Raw genomic sequence first — 19,919 nt, forward strand, 5'->3', positions numbered from 1 at the left:
ATGAGGTGAGCTTATTTTTCGAGGAAAGTCGGCCCTTCGCCGATGATCTTCTTGTCCTCCTTGCCGATGACGTCGAGGTCACGGCCGTCATAGGGAAGTGACAGGAGAATGCGCTGCATGACCGCCAGCCGTGCGCGCCGTTTGTCGTTCGCCCGCACAATGATCCAGGGCGCGAACTCCTTGTGCGTGCGTTCGACCATCAGGTCGCGCGCCTTGGTGTAGTCGTCCCATTTGGTGATGCCGGCGATGTCGATCGGCGAAAACTTCCAGCTCTTCAGCGGGCTCCAGCGACGGTCATGGAATCGCTCAAGCTGCGTTTCCCTGCCGATGTTCAGCCAGAATTTGAAGAAATAGATGCCCTCGTTGCGGATCATCCGCTCGAAATGCGGAACCTCGTCCAGAAATTGCTCGTGCTGCGCGGGCGTGCAGAATCCCATCACCGGTTCAACGCCGGCGCGGTTGTACCAGGAGCGGTCAAAGGTGACGAATTCGCCCGACGTCGGGAAGTGGTCGACGTAGCGCTGGAAGTACCATTGTCCAAGCTCAGTGGGTGTTGGCTTGGTCAGCGCCACGTTGCGCGCCGTCCGAGGGTTCAGATACTGGCGCAAAACGAAGATCGTGCCGCCCTTGCCGGCGGCGTCGCGTCCCTCGAACAGCGACATCACCCGCTTGCCCGTCGACTGTAGCCACGCCTGCGCCTTGACCAGCTCGATCTGCAGCTGCTCGAGCCTCTCGTCATACCCCTCGCTCTTCATCTTCTTGTCGTAGGGATAGCCGCCGGCGGTCAGCTTGCGGTCCTCGACCCAGTCCGGAAGAGTGGGGGCCTCGATGTCGAACTCCCGCTCCTTGCCGTCGATCATGATCTTCAACGGCCCCGACGAACCTGTAGCGGGGCCTTCCTTGGCGTTTTTCATCGAGACGAACCTTTCCAGCTTCCGGACTCATGCTATTGGGAGCCTCCATGCCGGTCCAGCAGGAAGTTCTTGAGGTGGCCGCAGACGGAGCGCAGGCGACGGAGCGCAAATGGCCGACATCGGCACAGAGCGGAAAGGCAGGGCGCAAGCCGTCGCCATGCGGCTGTGGAACAGCCGCTGGCTGCTGGCGGCCGGCTTCGTTGCAGTTCTGATGGTCTATGGTTTTGCCGGCATATCCGGCTATGTGGTGCTGCTGGCAGGCGCCGTGCTGGTTGCCGCTGCGATGCTGCCGGCCGGCGTCGCGCATCAATCGACCGAAAATGCCGCGGCCATCGAGGCGAGCGGCCTGCAACGGCTTTCCGGCGAATATCTCGCGGCGGCGGTTGCCGATCCGCTGGTCATTTTCGATCGCTCCGCCGCCATCGTCCATGCCAACGCCGCCGCCTTTGCAGCCTTTGGTGGGATTGCCCCCGGCGTATCGCTGTCGCTGAAATTCCGCGCGCCGGAAATGCAGGCCTTGCTGGATAATATCTTGTCGGGCAACGTCGCTTCGGACAGCGTCGACTACATCGAGAAGCTGCCGGTCGAACGAGCTTATCGGGTGAGCGCGTCTTCTGTCGGCCACGCCACGGATCTCTACGTGCTGGTGTTCAAGGACCAGAGCGAGGCGCGCCGGATCGACAGAATGCGCGCCGACTTCATTGCCAATGCCAGCCACGAGTTGCGCACGCCTCTCGCCTCGATCGCTGGCTTCATCGAGACGCTGCGCGGGCCGGCCCGCAACGACCCCGCGGCACGCGAGCAGTTCCTGCAGATCATGCAGAACCAGACCAGCCGCATGGCGCGCCTCATCGACGACCTTCTGTCGCTGTCACGCCTGGAGATGAAGCCCTATCTCAAGCCGGGAACCGAGGTCGATCTGCGCCAGGCCATCGACAGCGTCATCGATTCGCTTGGGCCGCTGGCCAAGGAAAGCGGCGTCGTCATCGAGCGGGATTTCGCGCAAGGGCCGCTCGACGTGCCCGGCGATCGCGACGAGCTTTTCCAGGTTTTTGAAAACCTGCTAGAAAACGCCTGCAAATACGGTCAGTCCGGTGGACGCGTCGTGGTGTCGATCACGCGCGGCGACAGCGATCCCGAGCCGGGCATCGACGTCACCATCAGGGATTTCGGCCCCGGCATCCCCGAAGAACATATCCCGCGCATCACCGAGCGCTTCTACCGCGTCGATGTCGAGAACAGCCGGACCCAAAAGGGCACCGGCCTTGGCCTGTCCATCGTCAAGCATATCCTAACCCGCCACAACGCCAGACTCTCCATCAGGTCGGAGGTCGGCAAGGGCGCGGCGTTCACGGTCCATTTGCCGGCTCGCTGACGCCGTACTATCTACCACATGATGGGCCGTTTCTTTTTTCTGTCATCCGGCTAGCGTATCAGCGGGGATTCGAGCGAACGACTCAACCAGAAGATCCGGGAAGGCATTCGTCCATGCAGTCCGTGCACATCGTCAGCGCCTATGACGAGGAGCTGAAATATCTGTCGAAGCGCATCGCGGCGATGGGCGGGCATGCCGAGCGCATGGTCGAGCAGGCAGTAGCGGCGCTGGTCAATGCGAATCCGGGGCTCGCCCAGAAAGTCATTCGAGACGACCTGGTTCTGGATGAGGGGCAGCGTGAGATCGACGACAAGGCGATCATCATCATCGCCAAGCGCCAGCCGATGGCGACGGATCTGCGCGAGATCGTCGGCGCGATCCGCATCTCGGCGGACCTCGAACGGGTGGGCGACCTCGGCAAGAACATCGCCAAGCGGGTGGTTGCCGTCGCCGACGGGCGCCAGCCGAACAGCCTGTTCCGCGGCCTCGAGGCTTTGGCCAATCTGGCACTGACCCAGCTCAAGGAAGTGCTCGACGTCTACGCGTCGCGGTCGGTGGAGAAAATCGGTTTCGTGCGCGACCGCGACGACCAGATCGATGCCATGTACACCTCGCTGTTTCGCGAGTTGTTGACCTACATGATGGAAGACCCACGCAACATCACGCCCTGCACGCATCTCCTGTTTTGCGCCAAGAACATCGAGCGCATCGGCGACCACGCCACCAACATCGCCGAGACGATCTACTATATCGTCACCGGCGATCAGATGCCGGCCGATCGCCCGAAGGGCGACAAGACGGATAAGATAATTCTTCCCGCAACGCTGCCTGCGAAGTGAGTTCTCGAAACAAAACGTGGTGGCCGCTAGAGTTGCCACTTGGTGGAGTGGCTCTCAAATCCGAAAAGCAGCTCCCCTGCTGCTCCACACTAATGCGAATTTCGGATTCGCCACCTGAGAGCAAATTGCGCTAAGCTTTCGACGCGCCGACTTCTCAGTTCCGCGATGAAAGCCTGCCTTCAGGAGGCTGGGATGGAATATGTCCGCGAGTTTGCTCCCGCGCCGCCGATGTCGGGCATAATCGCTTGCGGCGTCTATACGGCTGGGCGGCGCATCGCCGACATACCGATCGAGGAAGCCGGCGAATGGGCCGGGAAGCCGGGCCATGTCGTCTGGATCGGACTGCTGGAGCCCGACCGCAATTTATTGCTGCGCGTCCAGGCGCAATTCCATCTGCACGAGTTGGCGATCGAGGACGCCGAGCATCCGCACCAACGGCCGAAGATCGAGCAATATGGTGATGCCCTGTTCATCGTTGCCCGCACGGCGCAGCTGATCGACAGCCGTGTCACCTTCGGCGAGACGCATCTGTTCGTCGGCGCTGGCTACATTGTCAGCGTCAGGCATGGCCCGTCGACCTCCTACGCCGCCGTTCGCCAGCACTGGGAAAGCTGTCCGCATTCCCTCGCCAAGGGCGAGGATTTCGTCCTCTACGCCATTCTCGATTTCATCGTCGACAACTACATGCCGGTGCTCGAGCAGATCGAAAACGAGGTCGAGGCGATCGAGGACAAGGTTCTGCTGAAGCCGATGACCGGCTCCGACATCGAGCGGCTTTACATGCTGCGCCGCGATCTCTTGCGCCTGCGTAATGCGGCCCTGCCGCTGGTGGAGGTCTGCCGGCGGCTGACCAGCGCCGATCTGCCGCAAATCCATACAGCCATGCACCCGCTGTTTCGCGACGTCACCGACCACATCCGCACGGTCCAGGAAAAGATCGACAGCCTGCGTGAGGTTCTCGCCTTCGCCTTCGAGGCGAGCCTTCTGGTCGGCCAGAGTCAGGAGACGGCGATCTCCAAGAAGCTTGCCTCATGGGCCGCCATCTTGGCCGTGCCGACAGCATTCGCCGGCATCTACGGCATGAATTTCAGCGACATGCCGGAACTGAGGATGGAATATGGCTACCCGGCCGTACTGGCGGCAATCGCCCTGATCTGCACGTTTCTTTACTGGCGGTTTCGCAAGAATGGGTGGCTTTGAAGAGAGGTGAATAGTGAATAGGGCTAAATGGGAGCCTTGCTTCTTACGCCAGGCTCAAGCCGCCACCATTCACCTGCTCCGCCGCCGCTCCGACGCCGGCTGGAACGCCACCCGGGCGTGGTACTTGCAGTAGGGTCCGGTTTCGGCGGCGTCGTTGCCGCAGAAATGGAAGTCTTCCGAAAGCGGATCGCCATTCGGCCACTTGCAGGTGCGCTCGTTCAGCTCGACGAGTTGCAGATGCCGGGAGATCGGCACGACGACGTTTTCGACCGGGCGGATATAGTGGCGCGACACCGGTTCGGCATCGAACTGCGCCTTGAGCGCGGTCGCACCGATCGACATCGACGTGGTGGCATGGCGCGTGGCGCTTGCTGCCCGCGACACCGATTTCTGGATCGTCGATCCCTGTACCGTCTTCTTCTGGCGTGCCGGTGATGCGGTTGTGCGTCCGCGGCCGGACAGTTTCAGCCGGTGCACTTTGCCGATGACCGCATTGCGGCTGACCCCACCAAGCTGTGCGGCGATCTGGCTGGCGCTGAGACCCTCCGACCACAATTTTCTGAGAAGTTCGACTCGCTCGTCAGTCCAGTTCATGAGACCGCGCTCCTGCTGAAAAGTGCGGCAATCGGAATCCATTCCCGACCCGGCTTCTGCCGGGCAGACACCACATATATCGGGTGATTAGGTCCGCCGCACGAAATCTAGTTATTTCTCTACTACAATTACCTTATGCGCTGACTCGGTGACAAGAGTCCCAAGGCCAACACGAATCGGTTTTTTCGGTTTTCCCCAACTTGCCCGGTCGCTTATGAGCCGGCATTGTGCTGGGGGGCTTGCCGCACGTCCTTGCGCGACCTTTTCGTTGACTTCACGGCCGAAAAACACGATAAGCCACAAGGGCCGCCGCTTTGGCGGCTTTTTGATTTTCCGGTTCCGGAGACGCATATAATGAGCGGTTCGGCGCTTTTCGAGACCTTTGTTCGCGCACCCCTGGCTTTCGACCACGGTGAAGGCACCTGGCTGGTCACCGACAAGGGCGAGCGATATCTCGATTTCGCAGGCGGCATCGCCGTGAATTCATTGGGCTACAGCCATCCGCATCTGGTCGCGGCCCTCACTGAACAGGCCGCCAAGCTCTGGCACGTCTCCAATCTGTACGAGATTCCGGGACAGAGCCGGCTCGGCGAGCGGCTGGCCGACGCCAGCTTCGCCGACAAGGTGTTCTTCACCAATTCCGGCGCAGAGGCGCTTGAATGCGCCATCAAGACGGCGCGGCGCTATCACTTCATCAAGGGCCATCCCGAGCGCTTCCGCACCATCAGCTTCGAAGGCGCCTTCCATGGCCGCACCCTGGCGACCATCGCCGCCGGCGGCCAGTACAAATATCTGGAAGGTTTCGGCCCCAAGGTCGACGGCTTCGACCAAGTCGGCTTCGACGACATCGACGCCGCCGAAAAGGCGATCACGCCTGAAACCGCGGCGATCCTGATCGAGCCGGTGCAAGGTGAGGGCGGCATCAGGCAAGTGCCGTCGCAATCGCTGAAGCGGCTCAGGCAGCTCTGCGATCAGCACGGACTGCTCTTGATTTTCGACGAGGTCCAATGCGGCGTCGGCCGCACCGGAAAGCTGTTCGCGCATGAGTGGGCGGGTGTCACACCCGACCTCATGGCGGTGGCCAAGGGCATCGGCGGCGGCTTCCCGATGGGCGCCTGCCTCGCCACCGACGAGGCAGCGGCCGGCATGACCGCCGGCGTGCACGGCACCACCTTCGGCGGCAATCCGCTGGCCATGGCGGTCGGCAACGCCGTGCTCGACGTGGTGCTGGAAGACGGCTTTCTCGATGACGTCCGGCGCAAGGCGCTGCTCTTGAAACAGGGGCTGGCCGGTGTCGCCGACGAATTTCCGGACGTTATCGAAAGCATCAGGGGCACCGGCCTGATGCTCGGCCTTAAATGCGCGATGCCCAACACCAAGGTTACGGTGGCACTGCGCGACCAGCATCTCTTGACGGTTCCGGCCGGCGACAACGTTATCCGTCTGTTGCCGCCTCTCACCGTCACCGATGCCGAGATCCACGAGGGGCTCGAGCGCATTCGTGCCGGCGCCAAGAGCCTGGCGGATGCCATCGTCGCTGCCGCCGCGAAGTAATCCTGGAATTCCTGATGTCCCTTCGCCACTTCACCGATCTTTCCGCCGTTTCCGAAGGCGATCTGCGCTTCATGCTCGACGACGCAGCTGTGCGAAAGGCGAGGCTCAAGGCCGGCGAACGCACCAAGCCGCTCGAAGGCAAGGTGCTGGCGATGATCTTCGACAAGCCCTCGACGCGCACGCGCGTGTCGTTCGACGTCGGCATGCGGCAGTTGGGTGGCGAGACGATCATGCTGACTGGCACCGAGATGCAACTTGGCCGTTCCGAGACTATTGCAGACACGGCCAAGGTGCTGTCGCGCTATGTCGATGCCATCATGATCCGCACCACCTCGCATGACCGGCTGCTGGAACTGACGGAAAACGCTACGGTGCCCGTCATCAACGGGCTGACCGACGAAACCCATCCCTGCCAGTTGATGGCCGACATCATGACCTTCGAAGAGCACCGCGGTCCGGTGGCCGGCAAGACGATCGCCTGGACCGGCGACGGCAATAATGTCCTGCATTCTTTACTGGAGGCCTCTGCGCGGTTCCGCTTCAAGCTGAACGTCGCCGTGCCCGAAGGCAGCGAACCGGCTCAGAGGCATGTCGACTGGTCGAAGGCCAATGGCGGCAAGCTGAAATTCACTCGTTCGCCCGAGGAGGCCGTTCACGAGGCCGACTGCATCGTCACCGACTGCTGGGTCTCGATGGGTCAGGAGCACCGTGCGCGCGGCCACAATGTCTTCTTGCCCTATCAGGTCAACGCGGCCCTGATGGCGAAAGCCAAGCCGGACGCGCTGTTCATGCACTGTCTGCCGGCGCATCGCGGTGAGGAGGTTACCGACGAGGTCATCGATGGGCCGCATTCGGTGGTGTTCGACGAGGCCGAGAACCGGCTCCACGCCCAGAAGGCGGTTTTGGCCTGGTGCCTGGGCGCTTGATCCGGGCCGCCTTGATCCGGGAGTTCGTGGTGCCTATCTCAGGCGCATCACGCAAATCGAGCGCGTCTCGTCGCATGCGCCCCGGAGGGCGGCATCGCCGCGCCCCGGAGCTTTGTCATGTTGGAAACTCGTCAATTGGCTGAACATCAACCCAAGCTCGGCGAGTTCGGCTACGCCGGCGACGACCATGTCGTGCCGTTTGAGGTCGGCCCGCTCGACGTGCGCGGCCGTACCGTCCAGCTCGGGCCGATGCTCGACGCTATTCTCAGCCGCCACGAGTATCCCGAGCCGGTGGCACGACTACTGGCCGAAGCCTGTGTGCTGACCGTCCTGCTCGGAACTTCGTTGAAGTTCGAGGGCAAGTTCATTCTGCAGACCCGCACCGACGGGCCGGTCGATATGCTGGTCGCGGATTTCTCCACGCCGCACGCGCTGCGCGCCTATGCCCGCTTCGATGCCGACCGGCTGGAGGCTTTGACGGCTGCCGGCGAGACGTCGCCGCAGACGCTGCTCGGCAGCGGCGTCCTGGCGCTGACAATCGACCAGGGCGCCCACACGCAACGCTACCAGGGCATCGTCCAGCTCGACGGCGTCACGCTGGAAGAAGCCGCACGCACCTATTTCCGCCAATCGGAGCAGATTCCGACCGACCTACGGCTTTCGGTGGCCAAGCTTCTGACGCCCGGCGTCGGCGGTGCCCGCGAGCAATGGCGCGCCGGTGGCCTGCTGGCACAATTCCTGCCGCAGTCGCCGGAACGCATGCGCGTACCCGACCTTCCCGGGGGCGACGGCGATCCGCGTGAGGAAATCCACGACCCGACCGACAATTCCTGGCAGGAACTGCTGGCGCTGCTTGGTACTATTGAACCGACCGAGCTGATCGATCCGACTATCGGCGCCGAGCGGCTGCTTTACCGGCTGTTCCACGAGCATGGTGTCCGCGTCTTCGGCGGCGTGCCGGTCGCCGACCAGTGCTCATGCTCGAGGGAGAAGATCCGCGGCATCCTCGAGGGTTTTTCCGCCGAGGAGATCAGAGACAGCACCGAGGATGGTAGCATTCACGTCGCCTGCGAATTCTGCTCGAAGCAATATGACTTCGACCCGGCGGAATTTGCAGCGGCTCAATAACGAGCGTCAGTGCGGCTGCCTTCGCAGAACTTGGGTTCCTCGCCCCGCAAGGCGGGAAGAGGAATCAAAGTGAACGTCAATTGACGGTGCGCCGCGTGCCTGGCAAATCGAGTGAGAAGGCGGGGATGGCGACGTCGAAGGTCTCGCCCCGCTTGTTGCGCATTGTGTAGTGCCCGACCATGATGCCGGACGGGGTCGAGAGCGGGCATCCAGACGTATACTGATAGCTGTCGCCGGGGTTGAGTCCGGGTTGCTCGCCGACGACCCCGGGGCCGCGCACTTCCTCGACCTTGCCGGTGCCGTCGGTAATGTGCCAGTAGCGCGACAGAAGCTGCACGAACTCGTCCGACCGATTGTCGATGGTCACCTGGTAGCCCCAGACATAGCGGTTTTGCGGCGGGTCGGAATGATCCTCCAGATAGAACGGCCTGACCTGCACTTCGATGTTGCGGGTGACGGCGCTGTACATGAACTGCTCCAAAGCAATGTAGACGGAACTTTCGACGCTCAGCGCAGTTTGATCAACGATGCGCGTCATCTCCTTGCCCGACTCAAGCGCAGGTGCCGAAAAACAATGTCATTTAAGTGACACATGACAATGATGGTGTGCAGGCTTGTGCCGGGCGACTCGGTGTTCTGTCGAATTGTTGAAAACGGCCGTCATGCGGCCAGCATTTCTGGAGTGACCAGATCTCGATGGAACCGACATTCGCAGCCGCCCTCTTTTCCATAGCTCTCCTTCTTTCAAATCTCGCCAGCATCCTGTTAGCTTCGCTGAAGCTGAAGCGAGCAGCTAGGATCGCATCGCCGGCCGCCACCGTGCCACCGGTATCGATCGTCGTCCCGGCGCGCGGCGTCGAGCCGTTTACCGAGGAGACGCTGGAGCGCGCCTTCTCACTCGACTGGCCGCGCTACGAACTCATCTTCTGCGTCGCCCATGCCGACGACCCCGTGGTCAAGTCGATCACCACTGCAATGGCGCGTTTTCCGGCTATACGCGCCCGGCTGCTCGTCGGCGACGACCGCATCAGCGGCAATCCGAAACTCAACAATTGCGTGAAGGGTTGGGAAGCGGCGCTTTATCGCTGGGTCATCCTTGCCGATTCCAACGTGCTTATGCCGAGCGATTATGTCCAGCAGCTGATGGCGGCATGGCGGCCCGACACCGGCCTCGTCTGCTCGACGCCGATCGGCTCGCGGCCTGAAGGGTTTTGGGGGGAGGTCGAATGCGCCTTTCTCAACACACTGCAGGCACGCTGGCAGTACGCTGGAGAGGCGCTCGGCCTTGGCTTCGCCCAGGGCAAGAGCATGTTGTGGAACAAGCCGATGCTTGACGCCAATGGCGGCATCCGCGCACCGGCCGCCGAGATCGCCGAGGACGCCGCCGCGACCAAGCTGGTCAACCGGCTCGGACTTCGCGTCAATCTTGTCGCTTCGCCCTTCGAACAGCCGCTCGGCCGGCGCACGCTTGGCGAGATCTGGTCTCGGCAGGCGCGTTGGGCGCGGCTGCGCCGCGTCACCTTCGCGCTGTTCTTCGCCCCCGAGATCCTGATCGGCGCGGCGCCGCCGCTGCTGCTTGCGCTGATCGCGGCGGCTGACGCCGGCGTCAGCCTGCCGGCAACCGCCATCGCCGTGCTGGTCGCGGCCTACCTGCCGGAATGTGCCTTGGCCTGGGTCAAAGGATGGCACCTGTCGCTGCGCACCATCCTGGCGATGATGGTTCGCGACTGCATGCTGCCGGCGATATGGGCGCGCGGCTGGCTGAGCGGCGCCGTCGACTGGCGCGGCAACGTTATGACCATCCAGACCAAGGCCGTCGCGGAGCTGGAAGAGACCCCGTCCGGCGCCTGATCGGCGCCCCCCGCTCACCTCTGTTCGGTCAGCCCTATCCGGCGGCTCTCAGCGCTTGCTCGATATCTTCGAGCAGATCGTCGGTATCTTCCAGGCCGACGGAAAGCCTGAGCGTGCCCGGCCCGATGCCGAGCTCGGCGCGGGCCTCATCGGTCAAGTTCTTGTGTGTGGTCGTCGCCGGATGGGTGATCAGGCTCTTGGCGTCGCCGAGATTGTTGGAAATCAGCACGATGTCGAGCGCGTTCTGGAAAGCAAAGGCCGCCTGCTTGCCGCCCTTCACATCCAGGCAGATCAGCGTTGAGCCGCCCGACATCTGCTTCTTGACCACGGCCGCTTGCGGGTGGTCGGCACGGCCGGGATAGATGACACGGGCGATTTGCGGGCGCTCGGCGAGGAAATCCGCTATGCGGCCGGCACTTTCCGTCTGCTGGCGTACGCGCAGCGGCAGCGTCTCCAGGCCTTTCAGCAGGGTCCAGGCATTGAAGGGCGAGAGGCTGGGGCCGGTGTGGCGGAAATAGTCATGCAGGTTCTCGTCGATCCATTTTTTGTCCGACAAGATAACGCCTCCAAGGCAGCGCCCTTGGCCGTCAATATGCTTGGTGGCCGAATAGACGACGATATGGGCGCCGAGCTGCAAGGGTTTCTGCTGCAAGGGCGTGGCGAAGACATTGTCGACGATCAGCCTGGCGCCGATCGAGTTGGCAAGTGCCGCGACGGCGGCGATGTCGACCACCTCCAGCGTTGGGTTGGTCGGGCTTTCCAGGAAGAACAGTTTGGTGTTCGGCTTGACCGCCTGTTCCCAATTGGCGATGTCAGTGCCATCGACCAGCGTTGCCTCGATGCCGTATTTCGGCGCCAGCGTCTCGACCACCCAGCGGCAGGAGCCGAACAGTGCGCGCGCCGCCACGACATGGTCGCCCGCCTTGGCGCTGCACAGCAGCGCTGCCGTCACCGCCGCCATGCCGGACGCCGTAGCGCGCGCGTCCTCGGCGCCTTCCAGCGCGCACATACGCTTTTCGAACATGTCGACCGTCGGATTGGCATAGCGCGAATAGATGAAGCCCGGCTCCTCCCCCTTGAAGCGGGCTTCCGCCGCTTGCGCCGTCTCGTAGACATAGCCTTGGGTGAGATACATCGCCTCGGAGGTCTCGCCGAAGCCGGAACGCAGCGTCCCGGCGTGCACGAGTGCGGTCTGAGGCTTCCAGTCGCGCTTCTTGGTCATCATTCTATCCAAACACCAAAATTGGTCCAAACAACAAAAAACCGGTCGCGAAAGTCGCAACCGGTCCATATGGCCTTGCGGCCCGACGGTCCTTTAGCGACTTGTTTAACGTGGCTGCAAGCCGACCGGCCAAATCACCACGGGATAACGAGCTTTAGACCCGCGCCGCGCTTGCGTCAATTGCCGGCATGATTAAGAGGGTTGTACCAAGCAGGTGCCAAAGGCGTCCACGGTCGGACCTGCGACAGAACAAGACCTCGCCCGGCGTTCGAACGGAGCCAGACCCTTGCGGCAGACAGGCATTCTTCCCGATCAGGATATTTCCGCGCTGTTCCAGACGGGCGCGCTGAAATCGCCGCGCATGTTAGATGCCGATCAGATCCAGCCGGCCAGCCTTGACCTCAGGCTCGGCGACAAGGCCTGGCGGGTGCGTGCTTCCTTCTTGCCCGGTCCGGACCACAGGGTTGTCGACAAGCTCGACCGGCTGAAGCTGCACGAGATCAACCTCGCCGAAGGTGCCGTGCTGGAAACCGGCTGCGTCTACATCGTGCCGCTGCTCGAAAGCCTGGCGCTGCCCGCTCATATTTCGGCTTCGGCCAACCCGAAAAGCTCGACCGGACGGCTCGATATCTTCACTCGGGTAATGACCGACCGCGGCCACGAGTTCGACAAGATCGCCGCCGGTTATGAAGGCCCGCTCTATCTGGAGGTCAGCCCGCGCACCTTCCCGATCGTTGTACGCACCGGCTCGCGGCTGTCGCAGATCAGGTTCCGCACCGGCAATGCGCTTTTGTCGGAAAGCGAACTGCACGACCTGCATCGCGCCGAGATGCTGGTCGCCACCGAACCACCCAACATCTCAGGCGGTGGCATCGCGCTGTCGATCGACCTCGACGGCGACAAGGATGGGCTGGTCGGCTATCGCGGCAAGCACCACACCGGCCTGGTCGACGTCGACAAGCGCGCCGCGCAGGATGTCGTCGATTTCTGGGAGCCGCTCTACAAGAGCGGTGCCGGCGAGCTGGTGCTCGATCCGGACGAATTCTACATCCTGGTGTCGCGCGAGGCGGTGCATGTGCCGCCGCTCTACGCCGCCGAAATGACGCCCTTCGATCCGTTGGTCGGCGAGTTCCGCGTCCATTATGCCGGTTTCTTCGACCCCGGTTTCGGCCATTCGGCGTCGGGCGGCACCGGCAGCCGGGCGGTGCTCGAGGTGCGCAGCCACGAAGTGCCGTTCATTCTCGATCATGGCCAGATCGTCGGACGGTTGGTCTACGAGCACATGCTGAAACGGCCGCAAGCGCTCTACGGCACCGATCTCGGTTCGAACTATCAGGCGCAAGGCCTAAAACTGTCCAAGCATTTCCGCGCCGCGCGCTGAGCTTCCCCTCACTTTGCGGCCTATGCCGGCTCAAAGCGTCTTCACCGCCACCTTCACCGGCTGCTCGATTTCGAGCGGGTTGCGCAGAGGCAGGCCGAAATCCTTCGCCTCGATCTCGAATACGTCGCCGGGCTCGGTCCTGATGCCGTCGGCGAAGGACAGCGTCGCCGTGCCGAACATGTGCACATGTACGTCGCCCGGCTGGCGGAAGGCCGAGTATTTGAAGTGGTGATGCTCGAGATTGCCAATGGTGTGCGACATGTTCGCTTCACCCGACAGGAACGGCTTTTCCCAAAGCAGCTTGCCGTGGCGCAGGATGCGTGAAGCGCCGCGAATGTCGGACGGCAGGTCGCCGATCAGGATCTCCGGCCCGAACGAGGCGTTGCGCAGTTTCGAATGGGCGAGGAAGAGATAATTCACGCGCTCGGTGACGTGGTCGGAAAACTCGTTCGACAGCGTGAAGCCGACGCGGAACGGGGCGCCGTCGTCGCCGATCACATAGATTCCGGCGATTTCCGGCTCCTCGCCGGCATCCTGGGCGAAGGCGGGCGACATGAGCGCCGCGCCGGGCGCCACTGCCATGGTACCGTTACCCTTGTAGAACCATTCGGGCTGCACGCCGATCTGGCCCTTCGCCGGCTTGCCGCCCTCCAGCCCCATGCGGAACATCTTCATGGAATCGGTCAGCTGTTCCTCGCCGCCATCGCTGAGCTTCTTGTGCATGGAATCGCGGGTCGCGGCGGAGCCGAGATGCGTCAGCCCGGTGCCGGTGAGATGGAGATGCGCCGGATCGGGATGGTTGATCGGCGACAGCAGCCGTCCCTTCTTGTAGGCTGCGTCGAGATCGACGGTTTCGCCGAAGCCCTTGCGCTCGATCAGGGCGACAAGCCCGGTGCCGGTGCGCGCGGCTTCCATCGCCAGCGAATAGACGCTGCGAGCGCCGTTGATGACGCGGGTCTTGCCGCCGTTGCGGGCAACGACGCGGATCGTCTCGGCGTCGTCGAGGATCTGTGAGATCAGCATGGTAACCCTCTCTGAATTGCGGCCTGCCTTCTTGGCAAACCCTGCCCGGCGCGGCTCGGACCCTGTCCACGCCGCGGTTGAAATTCTTCGTCCGGATTGCGCTCGCGGGTCAGGTCCCTCGGGGGACTTCTTCGCGCCGCCCGGCAGCGCCGCGATGTGACCCGTATGCCTCCTGGTTGCCTCTCAAGCCTTGTTCTTGTTGTAGACGTCGAAGACGACAGCGCCGAGCAGCACCAGGCCTTTGACCACCTGCTGCCAATCGACATTGACGCCCATGATCGACATGCCGTTGTTCATGACGCCCATGATGAAACCGCCGACCACCGCGCCGATGACCTGGCCGACGCCGCCCATCGCCGAAGCGCCACCAATGAACACCGCGGCGATGACGTCGAGTTCGCTGCCGAGGCCCGCCGCAGGCACCGCCTGCCCCAGGCGCGCCGCGATAATCAGGCCGCCGAGTGCCGACAGCACGCCCATGTTGATGAACACCATCAACGTCAGCCGTTCGGTCTTGATGCCCGATAGCTGGGCTGCCTTGGCATTGCCGCCCATCGCATAGATGCGGCGTCCGATCGTCATGCGTTTGGTAACGAAGACGAACAACGCGATCAGCACGCCCATCACCATGAGAACGATGGGCAGGCCCCTATAGGTGGCGAATTGGTAGACCAGAAACAGTGCCAGCCCGCTGATCACCAGGGTCTTGACGACGAACAGCGAGAAAGGCTCGGCTTCGTAGCCATGCCGCTCGCGGGTGCGCCGCGCCCTGAGCCCGAAATAGGCATAGGCGAGCACGGCGGCGAGGCCGATCACGATAGTCGTCAGGTGCAGCGTCAGGCCGCTGCCGACAATGGTTTTGCCGGCGGCGTTCACGGTCGGTGGTATCAGCGTCAATGGGCCGATCAGGTCCGGAATGAAGCCGGAACTCAGCGCCTTGAAGCCGACTGGAAGCGGCCCCACGGAAGACCCGCCACCCAGCAGCGCCTGACAGATGCCGCGGAAGATCAGCATGCCCGCCAACGTGACGATAAAGCTCGGTATTCGGTGATAGGCAATCCAGTAGCCTTGTGCCGCGCCGATCGCGCCACCCACGATCAGGCAGATGATCGACACCACCAGCGGATTGCTCAATGGGCCAAGCGGCCAGATAACCATCATCATCGCCGCCAGTGCGCCGATGAAGCCGGCGACTGAGCCGACGCTGAGATCGATATGGCCCGAAACGATCACCAGAAGCATGCCCAGCGCCATCACGATGATGAAGCTGTTCTGCTGCACGAGATTGCTGAGGTTCACCGGCTTGAACAGCGTTCCGGACGTGGTGAACTGGAAGAACACCATGATTGCGATCAACGCCAGCACCAACCCGTATTCGCGCAGATTGGTGACCAGCGCCGAGACGGCAATGCGAGGTGCCTGTTGTATATCCTGGGCGACGCCGGTTTGCGGCCCGGGAGCGCTTTCGGTGCTCATGATGCTTTCCCTTCTCCACGGACGATGGCGCGCATGATCTTTTCCTGGCTGGCGTCGCTCGCCGCCATTTCGCCGACGATGCGTCCTTCGTTCATGACGTAGATGCGGTCGGTGATGCCGAGCAGTTCGGGCATTTCCGACGAGATGACGATGATTGCCTTACCCTCGGAGGCGAGACGCGCGATGATCGTATAGATTTCATATTTGGCGCCGACATCGATACCGCGTGTCGGCTCGTCGAGGATCAGCACTTCCGGATTGGCGAACAGCCATTTCGACAGCACCACCTTCTGCTGATTGCCGCCAGAAAGGTTGCCGGTCATCTGGTAGACGCTTGAGGCGCGGATATTAGTCCTGCCGCGATAATCGTTGGCGACGGAAAGCTCGCGCAAATCGTCGATCACGCCATGGCGCGAGACGCCGGGCAGGTTGGCCAGCGTGATGTTATGCTTGATATGGTCGATCAAGTTGAGACCGTAGGTCTTGCGGTCCTCCGTAACATAGGCGATGCCGTGTTCCACCGCCTTGCTCACCGAAGAGACATCGATCGGCTTGCCGTTAAGGAACACCTCGCCCGTGATGCGACGGCCATAGGACCGGCCGAACAGGCTCATGGCAAACTCGGTCCGGCCGGCGCCCATCAGCCCGGCAATGCCGACCACCTCGCCCTTGCGGGCGTTGAGGCTGATGCCCTTGATGACCTGCCGCTCGGCATGGATGGGATGGTAGACCGACCAGTTTTTCACTTCGAGAACGGTCTCACCGATCTTCGGCTCTCGCGGCGGGTAGCGGTCGTCGAGCGAACGGCCGACCATCGAGGTGATGATGCGGTCCTCCGAGATGTCCTTCTTGGCCAACGTCTCGATGGTCCGGCCGTCACGGATGATCGTGACCTTGTCGGCGACCCGGTTCACCTCGTTGAGCTTGTGGGAGATCAGGATCGAAGTGATGCCCTGCCGCTTGAATTCGAGCAGCAGATCGAGCAGCGCCTGGCTGTCCTTTTCGGACAGGCTCGCCGTCGGCTCGTCCAGAATGAGCAGCTTCACTTCCTTGCTGAGCGCCTTGGCGATCTCGACCAGCTGCTGCTTGCCGACGCCGATATTGGTGATCAGCGTGTTGGGGTCTTCCTTGAGGCCGACCTTCTTGAGCAGGGCGCTGGTGCGCGTCTCGTTGGCATTCCAGTCGATGACGCCGTATTTGGCCTGCTCGTTGCCGAGAAATATGTTTTCGGCGATAGACAGCATCGGCACCAGCGCAAGCTCCTGGTGGATGATGACGATGCCCTTGCGCTCGCTGTCATGGATGCCTTTGAAATGGCACTCATCGCCGCGATAGATAATCTGGCCGTCATAGGTGCCGGACGGATACACACCCGACAGCACCTTCATCAGCGTCGACTTGCCGGCGCCGTTCTCGCCGACCACGGCATGGATCTCGCCTTCCTCGACCATGAGCTTGACGTTCGACAGCGCCTTGACGCCTGGAAACGTCTTGGTGATGTCGCGCATCTCCAAAATCGTCGATGCCATTGAGAATACCACTCCTGCGAGGTCCGCAAACAATACCGGGCTGGCTCGCCAACGAAAAGGGGCCCTGCCTGCGCAGGACCCCAGGCTTTGTAACCGCGATTACTTCAGTTCTTCGGCCTTGATGTAGCCGGAGTCGACCACCAGCGCCTGGTAGTTCGACTTGTCGACGTCATGCGGCGTCAACAGGATCGAGGGAACGACCTTGACGTCGTTGTTGTAGGTCGTGGTGTCGAGGCCTTCCGGCTTGCCGCCCGAGAGCACCTTGTCGACGAGTTCGACCGTCGCCTTGGCGAGTTCGCGGGTGTCCTTGAACACGGTCGAATACTGCTCGCCGGCGATGATCGCCTTGACCGAAGCGGTCTCGGCGTCCTGTCCGGTGACGATCGGCCATGGCTGATCGGCAGTGCCGTAGCCTACGGCGCGCAGCGAAGCGATGATGCCGCGCGACAGGCCGTCATAGGGCGAGAGCACGCCATCGACGCGGCTGCCGTCCGAGTAGTTGGCGGAGAGCAGATTGTCCATGCGGGCCTGGGCGGTTGCCGCCAGCCAGCGCAGCGTGCCGACCTTGTCCATGCCCATCTGGCCGGACTTCACGACGAGGGTCTTGTCGTCGATCAGCGGCTGAAGAACCGACATGGCGCCGTTATAGAAGAAGAACGCATTGTTGTCGTCCGGCGAACCGCCGAACAGCTCGATGTTGAACGGGCCTTTCTTCTCGGGATAGCCGAGGCCCTTGAGCAGCGATTTGGCCTGGATGACGCCGACGCCGAAATTGTCGAAGGTGGTGTAGTAGTCGACATTTGGCGTCTTCTTGATCAGGCGGTCGTAAGCGACGACGACGACGCCGGCGTCATTCGCCTTCTGCAGCGCATCCCCCATCGTGGTGCCGTCGATCGAAGCGATGATCAGCGCCTTCGGGCCTTTGGTGATTTCGTTTTCCAGCTGGCTGAGCTGGTTCGGAATGTCGTCCTGCGCGTATTGCAGGTCGACAGTGTAGCCCAGAGCCTCGAGCTGGGACTTGACGGCGTCGCCGTCGTTGATCCAGCGCTGCGAGGTCTTGGTGGGCATCAGCACGCCGACCAGGCCTTCGCCCGCTTGCGCCGGCAGCGTCATAGCCGCGATGCCTAGGGCCGCGACGGCGGCCAGTGTCTTGATAATCTTCACATTAACTCTCCCTGGTTGATGGACGCGTACCCTTGGGTTTCGTGGGCCGCGCAATCGTGCAGGAGCGCCAAACGCGCCGCTGCCGTCAATCGATCTCCGGTATCCTCCCAATCGGCCCCGAAACTCTGGTTCAATCGATACGAGTTTTCCCTCGTCACCGACCGTCAAGTCTCCGGACGCGCGAAGGGTGTGTCGCTTTGCCATAACTGTCAAATGCGATCTTTGATGGTTGCTATATCGAGACTGATATGGCTTAGGCTAGTGACGACGCTGCCGGATCCAGCTGGCGCGCCGGGCGTAGGAGTAGGGAAAAATCATGGCGGCGCTGCGAAATCCTGGTGGAATATCAGCCGGTTACGATGAGATTCCGCGCGATGGCGGAACCCTGCTGCGCAGCGGCTTGAGCCTGCGTCACATGCGTATGATCGCAGCCCTCGACGAGCACGGCCGGGTGAGTGCCGCGGCCCAGGTCATGAACATCTCGCAGCCGGCGGCTTCGCGCATGATCGCCGAGATGGAGGCGGTGCTCGACGTCAAGCTCTGCGAAAGGCTGCCGCGTGGCATCACGCTGACGCCCTATGGCAAGGCGTTGGCACGGCGCGCGCGGTCGATCCTGCTCGAGATGCGCGAGGTCGACCGCGAGATCTTCGAGCTCAAGGCGGGCAAGGGCGGCTCGGTGTTCCTGGGCGCGGTCACGGCACCGGCGATCGAGCTGGCGGTGCCGGCGATCCGCGAGATCCGGCGCCTCTATCCGCGCATCGAGATCACCATGCAGGTCGAGACCTCGAACGTGCTGGCGCGCGAGCTGATCGCCTCTCGGCACGATTTCATCATCGCCCGCATCCCCGACGACCTCAATCCGCGGCTGTTCGAGGCCCGCGTCATCGGCGTCGAGAAGGCCTGCCTGATCGTGCGCCGCGGCCACCCGCTGACCAAGGGCAAGGCAGTGCGGTTGGAAGACACCGCCGCCTATGACTGGGTTTTCCAGTCGGGCGGCTCGCCGCTGCGCCAAGCCATGGAAAGCAACTTTTTGAACCGCAACATCGCGCTGCCGGATCGCATCCTCAACACCAGCTCGCTGTTACTGACTCTGGTCATGGTCGCGCAATCCGACGCGATCGCGCCGGTGTCGATCCAGGTCGCGAAGTTCATTCAGAACCCCGAAGGGCTCGACGGCGCCATCGACGTCGTCCAGACCGAGTTCGACATCGAGGTCAGGCCCTACAGCCTGATCACGGTAAAGAACCGCGCGCTGTCGCCGGCGGCCAAGATGCTGCACGATTTTATTTTGCGGGAGGTGGGCTGAGGATTGGAGCGGGTAGCGGGGCGCATCCCGTGGCCGGCCAGACGACCAGACAGGCCCACCAGCAGCGGCGCCGATGCACGTCGGCCACAACTGCTGCGTGATGCTCAAAAAAAGCCCGCCAGCAGAAGCCAGCGGGCCAAGGGTAGACATTCCGGTTGGGGTCATTCGAGGCCCCGCCGACCCTCAATGTGAGATATTCGACGAACTGGCACATCGGCCAAACAGATGAAGGACGGCCAGCAGCTGTAAAACTGCCTGTAAAGCCGCAAGTTTTCAACATCGCCAACTCAGGCGCAACCCGTGTGGCAAAAGCTGGAGCGGGTAGCGGGAATCGAACCCGCGCGTTCAGCTTGGGAAGCTGACAAGCTACCATTACATCATACCCGCGCTGGTTCCTCCGATATCATGGCCCGGCGCCGATGCGCAATCCGGTTTGA

The 19,919-nt window shown here is 62.4% G+C and carries 17 protein-coding genes, 1 tRNA gene and 1 riboswitch; of the genes, 9 read left to right on the forward strand and 9 right to left on the reverse strand.

Annotation, left to right across the window (positions count from 1 at the left end):
• Window positions 1–11: 11 nt before the first annotated feature.
• The gene (gene ppk2, locus NKH05_RS17775; protein WP_352482484.1) at window positions 12–914 is read right to left on the reverse strand and encodes a polyphosphate kinase 2; all 903 of its coding nucleotides are present in this window, start codon (window positions 912–914) and stop codon (window positions 12–14) included.
• Between the two features lie 109 nt (window positions 915–1,023).
• Here ppk2 and NKH05_RS17780 point away from each other — a divergent pair, with 109 nt between their 5' ends.
• From NKH05_RS17780 to NKH05_RS17790, 3 genes are all read left to right on the forward strand, one after another.
• Complete coding sequence (locus tag NKH05_RS17780) at window positions 1,024–2,289, forward strand: ATP-binding protein (protein ID WP_352493784.1); 1,266 nt, start codon at window positions 1,024–1,026, stop codon at window positions 2,287–2,289.
• A 113-nt stretch (window positions 2,290–2,402) separates the two neighbouring features.
• Window positions 2,403–3,128, forward strand: coding sequence for a phosphate signaling complex protein PhoU (gene phoU / locus NKH05_RS17785; RefSeq protein WP_023719498.1), 726 nt, complete (start codon window positions 2,403–2,405; stop codon window positions 3,126–3,128).
• Window positions 3,129–3,320: 192 nt separating this feature from the next.
• Window positions 3,321–4,328: a magnesium and cobalt transport protein CorA gene (locus NKH05_RS17790; protein WP_023677347.1), complete on the forward strand. Its 1,008-nt coding sequence runs from the start codon at window positions 3,321–3,323 to the stop codon at window positions 4,326–4,328.
• Window positions 4,329–4,397: 69 nt separating this feature from the next.
• Here the strand turns inward: NKH05_RS17790 and NKH05_RS17795 are convergent, their stop codons facing one another.
• Entirely contained in the window at window positions 4,398–4,922 is a 525-nt protein-coding gene (locus NKH05_RS17795) for a GcrA family cell cycle regulator (RefSeq protein WP_023719497.1), read from the reverse strand.
• A 354-nt stretch (window positions 4,923–5,276) separates the two neighbouring features.
• On the opposite strand from NKH05_RS17795, the gene NKH05_RS17800 reads away from it, so the two are divergent.
• The 3 genes from NKH05_RS17800 (at window position 5,277) to NKH05_RS17810 (ending at window position 8,530) form a co-directional block, all read left to right on the forward strand.
• Complete coding sequence (locus NKH05_RS17800; protein ID WP_353025811.1) at window positions 5,277–6,476, forward strand: aspartate aminotransferase family protein; 1,200 nt, start codon at window positions 5,277–5,279, stop codon at window positions 6,474–6,476.
• A gap of 14 nt (window positions 6,477–6,490) precedes the next feature.
• Window positions 6,491–7,402: an ornithine carbamoyltransferase gene (argF, locus tag NKH05_RS17805; protein WP_031194171.1), complete on the forward strand. Its 912-nt coding sequence runs from the start codon at window positions 6,491–6,493 to the stop codon at window positions 7,400–7,402.
• A 117-nt stretch (window positions 7,403–7,519) separates the two neighbouring features.
• Complete coding sequence (locus NKH05_RS17810; RefSeq protein ID WP_023719494.1) at window positions 7,520–8,530, forward strand: Hsp33 family molecular chaperone; 1,011 nt, start codon at window positions 7,520–7,522, stop codon at window positions 8,528–8,530.
• 76 nt (window positions 8,531–8,606) lie between these two features.
• Here NKH05_RS17810 and apaG read toward each other — a convergent pair whose 3' ends face one another.
• A complete protein-coding gene (gene apaG / locus NKH05_RS17815) occupies window positions 8,607–8,999 on the reverse strand; it encodes a Co2+/Mg2+ efflux facilitator ApaG/CorD (protein ID WP_023719493.1) in 393 nt (130 codons plus the stop codon).
• A 227-nt stretch (window positions 9,000–9,226) separates the two neighbouring features.
• Here apaG and NKH05_RS17820 point away from each other — a divergent pair, with 227 nt between their 5' ends.
• Window positions 9,227–10,381, forward strand: a complete 1,155-nt coding sequence (locus NKH05_RS17820; RefSeq protein WP_353025813.1) for a ceramide glucosyltransferase — start codon at window positions 9,227–9,229, stop codon at window positions 10,379–10,381.
• A 34-nt stretch (window positions 10,382–10,415) separates the two neighbouring features.
• Here NKH05_RS17820 and NKH05_RS17825 read toward each other — a convergent pair whose 3' ends face one another.
• Window positions 10,416–11,606: an O-succinylhomoserine sulfhydrylase gene (locus NKH05_RS17825; RefSeq protein WP_352493786.1), complete on the reverse strand. Its 1,191-nt coding sequence runs from the start codon at window positions 11,604–11,606 to the stop codon at window positions 10,416–10,418.
• Window positions 11,607–11,676: 70 nt separating this feature from the next.
• Window positions 11,677–11,754: riboswitch (SAM riboswitch) on the reverse strand.
• A 135-nt stretch (window positions 11,755–11,889) separates the two neighbouring features.
• On the opposite strand from NKH05_RS17825, the gene NKH05_RS17830 reads away from it, so the two are divergent.
• Entirely contained in the window at window positions 11,890–12,984 is a 1,095-nt protein-coding gene (locus NKH05_RS17830) for a 2'-deoxycytidine 5'-triphosphate deaminase (RefSeq protein WP_352493787.1), read from the forward strand.
• A gap of 30 nt (window positions 12,985–13,014) precedes the next feature.
• Here the strand turns inward: NKH05_RS17830 and araD1 are convergent, their stop codons facing one another.
• The 4 genes from araD1 to chvE all read right to left on the reverse strand — a co-directional run bounded on the left by araD1 (window position 13,015) and on the right by chvE (window position 18,176).
• Window positions 13,015–14,007 (reverse strand): AraD1 family protein, encoded by a 993-nt coding sequence (gene araD1, locus NKH05_RS17835; protein WP_353025814.1) that lies wholly within the window; start codon window positions 14,005–14,007, stop codon window positions 13,015–13,017.
• Window positions 14,008–14,190: 183 nt separating this feature from the next.
• Window positions 14,191–15,483, reverse strand: a complete 1,293-nt coding sequence (gene mmsB / locus NKH05_RS17840; protein WP_023719488.1) for a multiple monosaccharide ABC transporter permease — start codon at window positions 15,481–15,483, stop codon at window positions 14,191–14,193.
• Window positions 15,480–17,012 (reverse strand): multiple monosaccharide ABC transporter ATP-binding protein, encoded by a 1,533-nt coding sequence (gene mmsA, locus NKH05_RS17845; protein ID WP_353025816.1) that lies wholly within the window; start codon window positions 17,010–17,012, stop codon window positions 15,480–15,482. The genes mmsB and mmsA overlap by 4 nt, the downstream gene beginning before the upstream one ends.
• A gap of 99 nt (window positions 17,013–17,111) precedes the next feature.
• On the reverse strand, window positions 17,112–18,176 hold the full coding sequence (gene chvE / locus NKH05_RS17850; RefSeq protein ID WP_023719486.1) for a multiple monosaccharide ABC transporter substrate-binding protein: 1,065 nt from the start codon (window positions 18,174–18,176) through the stop codon (window positions 17,112–17,114).
• Between the two features lie 316 nt (window positions 18,177–18,492).
• On the opposite strand from chvE, the gene NKH05_RS17855 reads away from it, so the two are divergent.
• The gene (locus NKH05_RS17855; protein ID WP_352482475.1) at window positions 18,493–19,482 is read left to right on the forward strand and encodes a LysR family transcriptional regulator; all 990 of its coding nucleotides are present in this window, start codon (window positions 18,493–18,495) and stop codon (window positions 19,480–19,482) included.
• A 313-nt stretch (window positions 19,483–19,795) separates the two neighbouring features.
• Here NKH05_RS17855 and NKH05_RS17860 read toward each other — a convergent pair.
• A tRNA-Gly gene (locus NKH05_RS17860) sits at window positions 19,796–19,869 on the reverse strand.
• Between the last annotated feature and the right edge of the window lie 50 nt (window positions 19,870–19,919).

Origin of the sequence: Mesorhizobium sp. M1399 (genome assembly GCF_040317735.1) — a bacterium.
Taxonomy (GTDB): domain Bacteria; phylum Pseudomonadota; class Alphaproteobacteria; order Rhizobiales; family Rhizobiaceae; genus Mesorhizobium.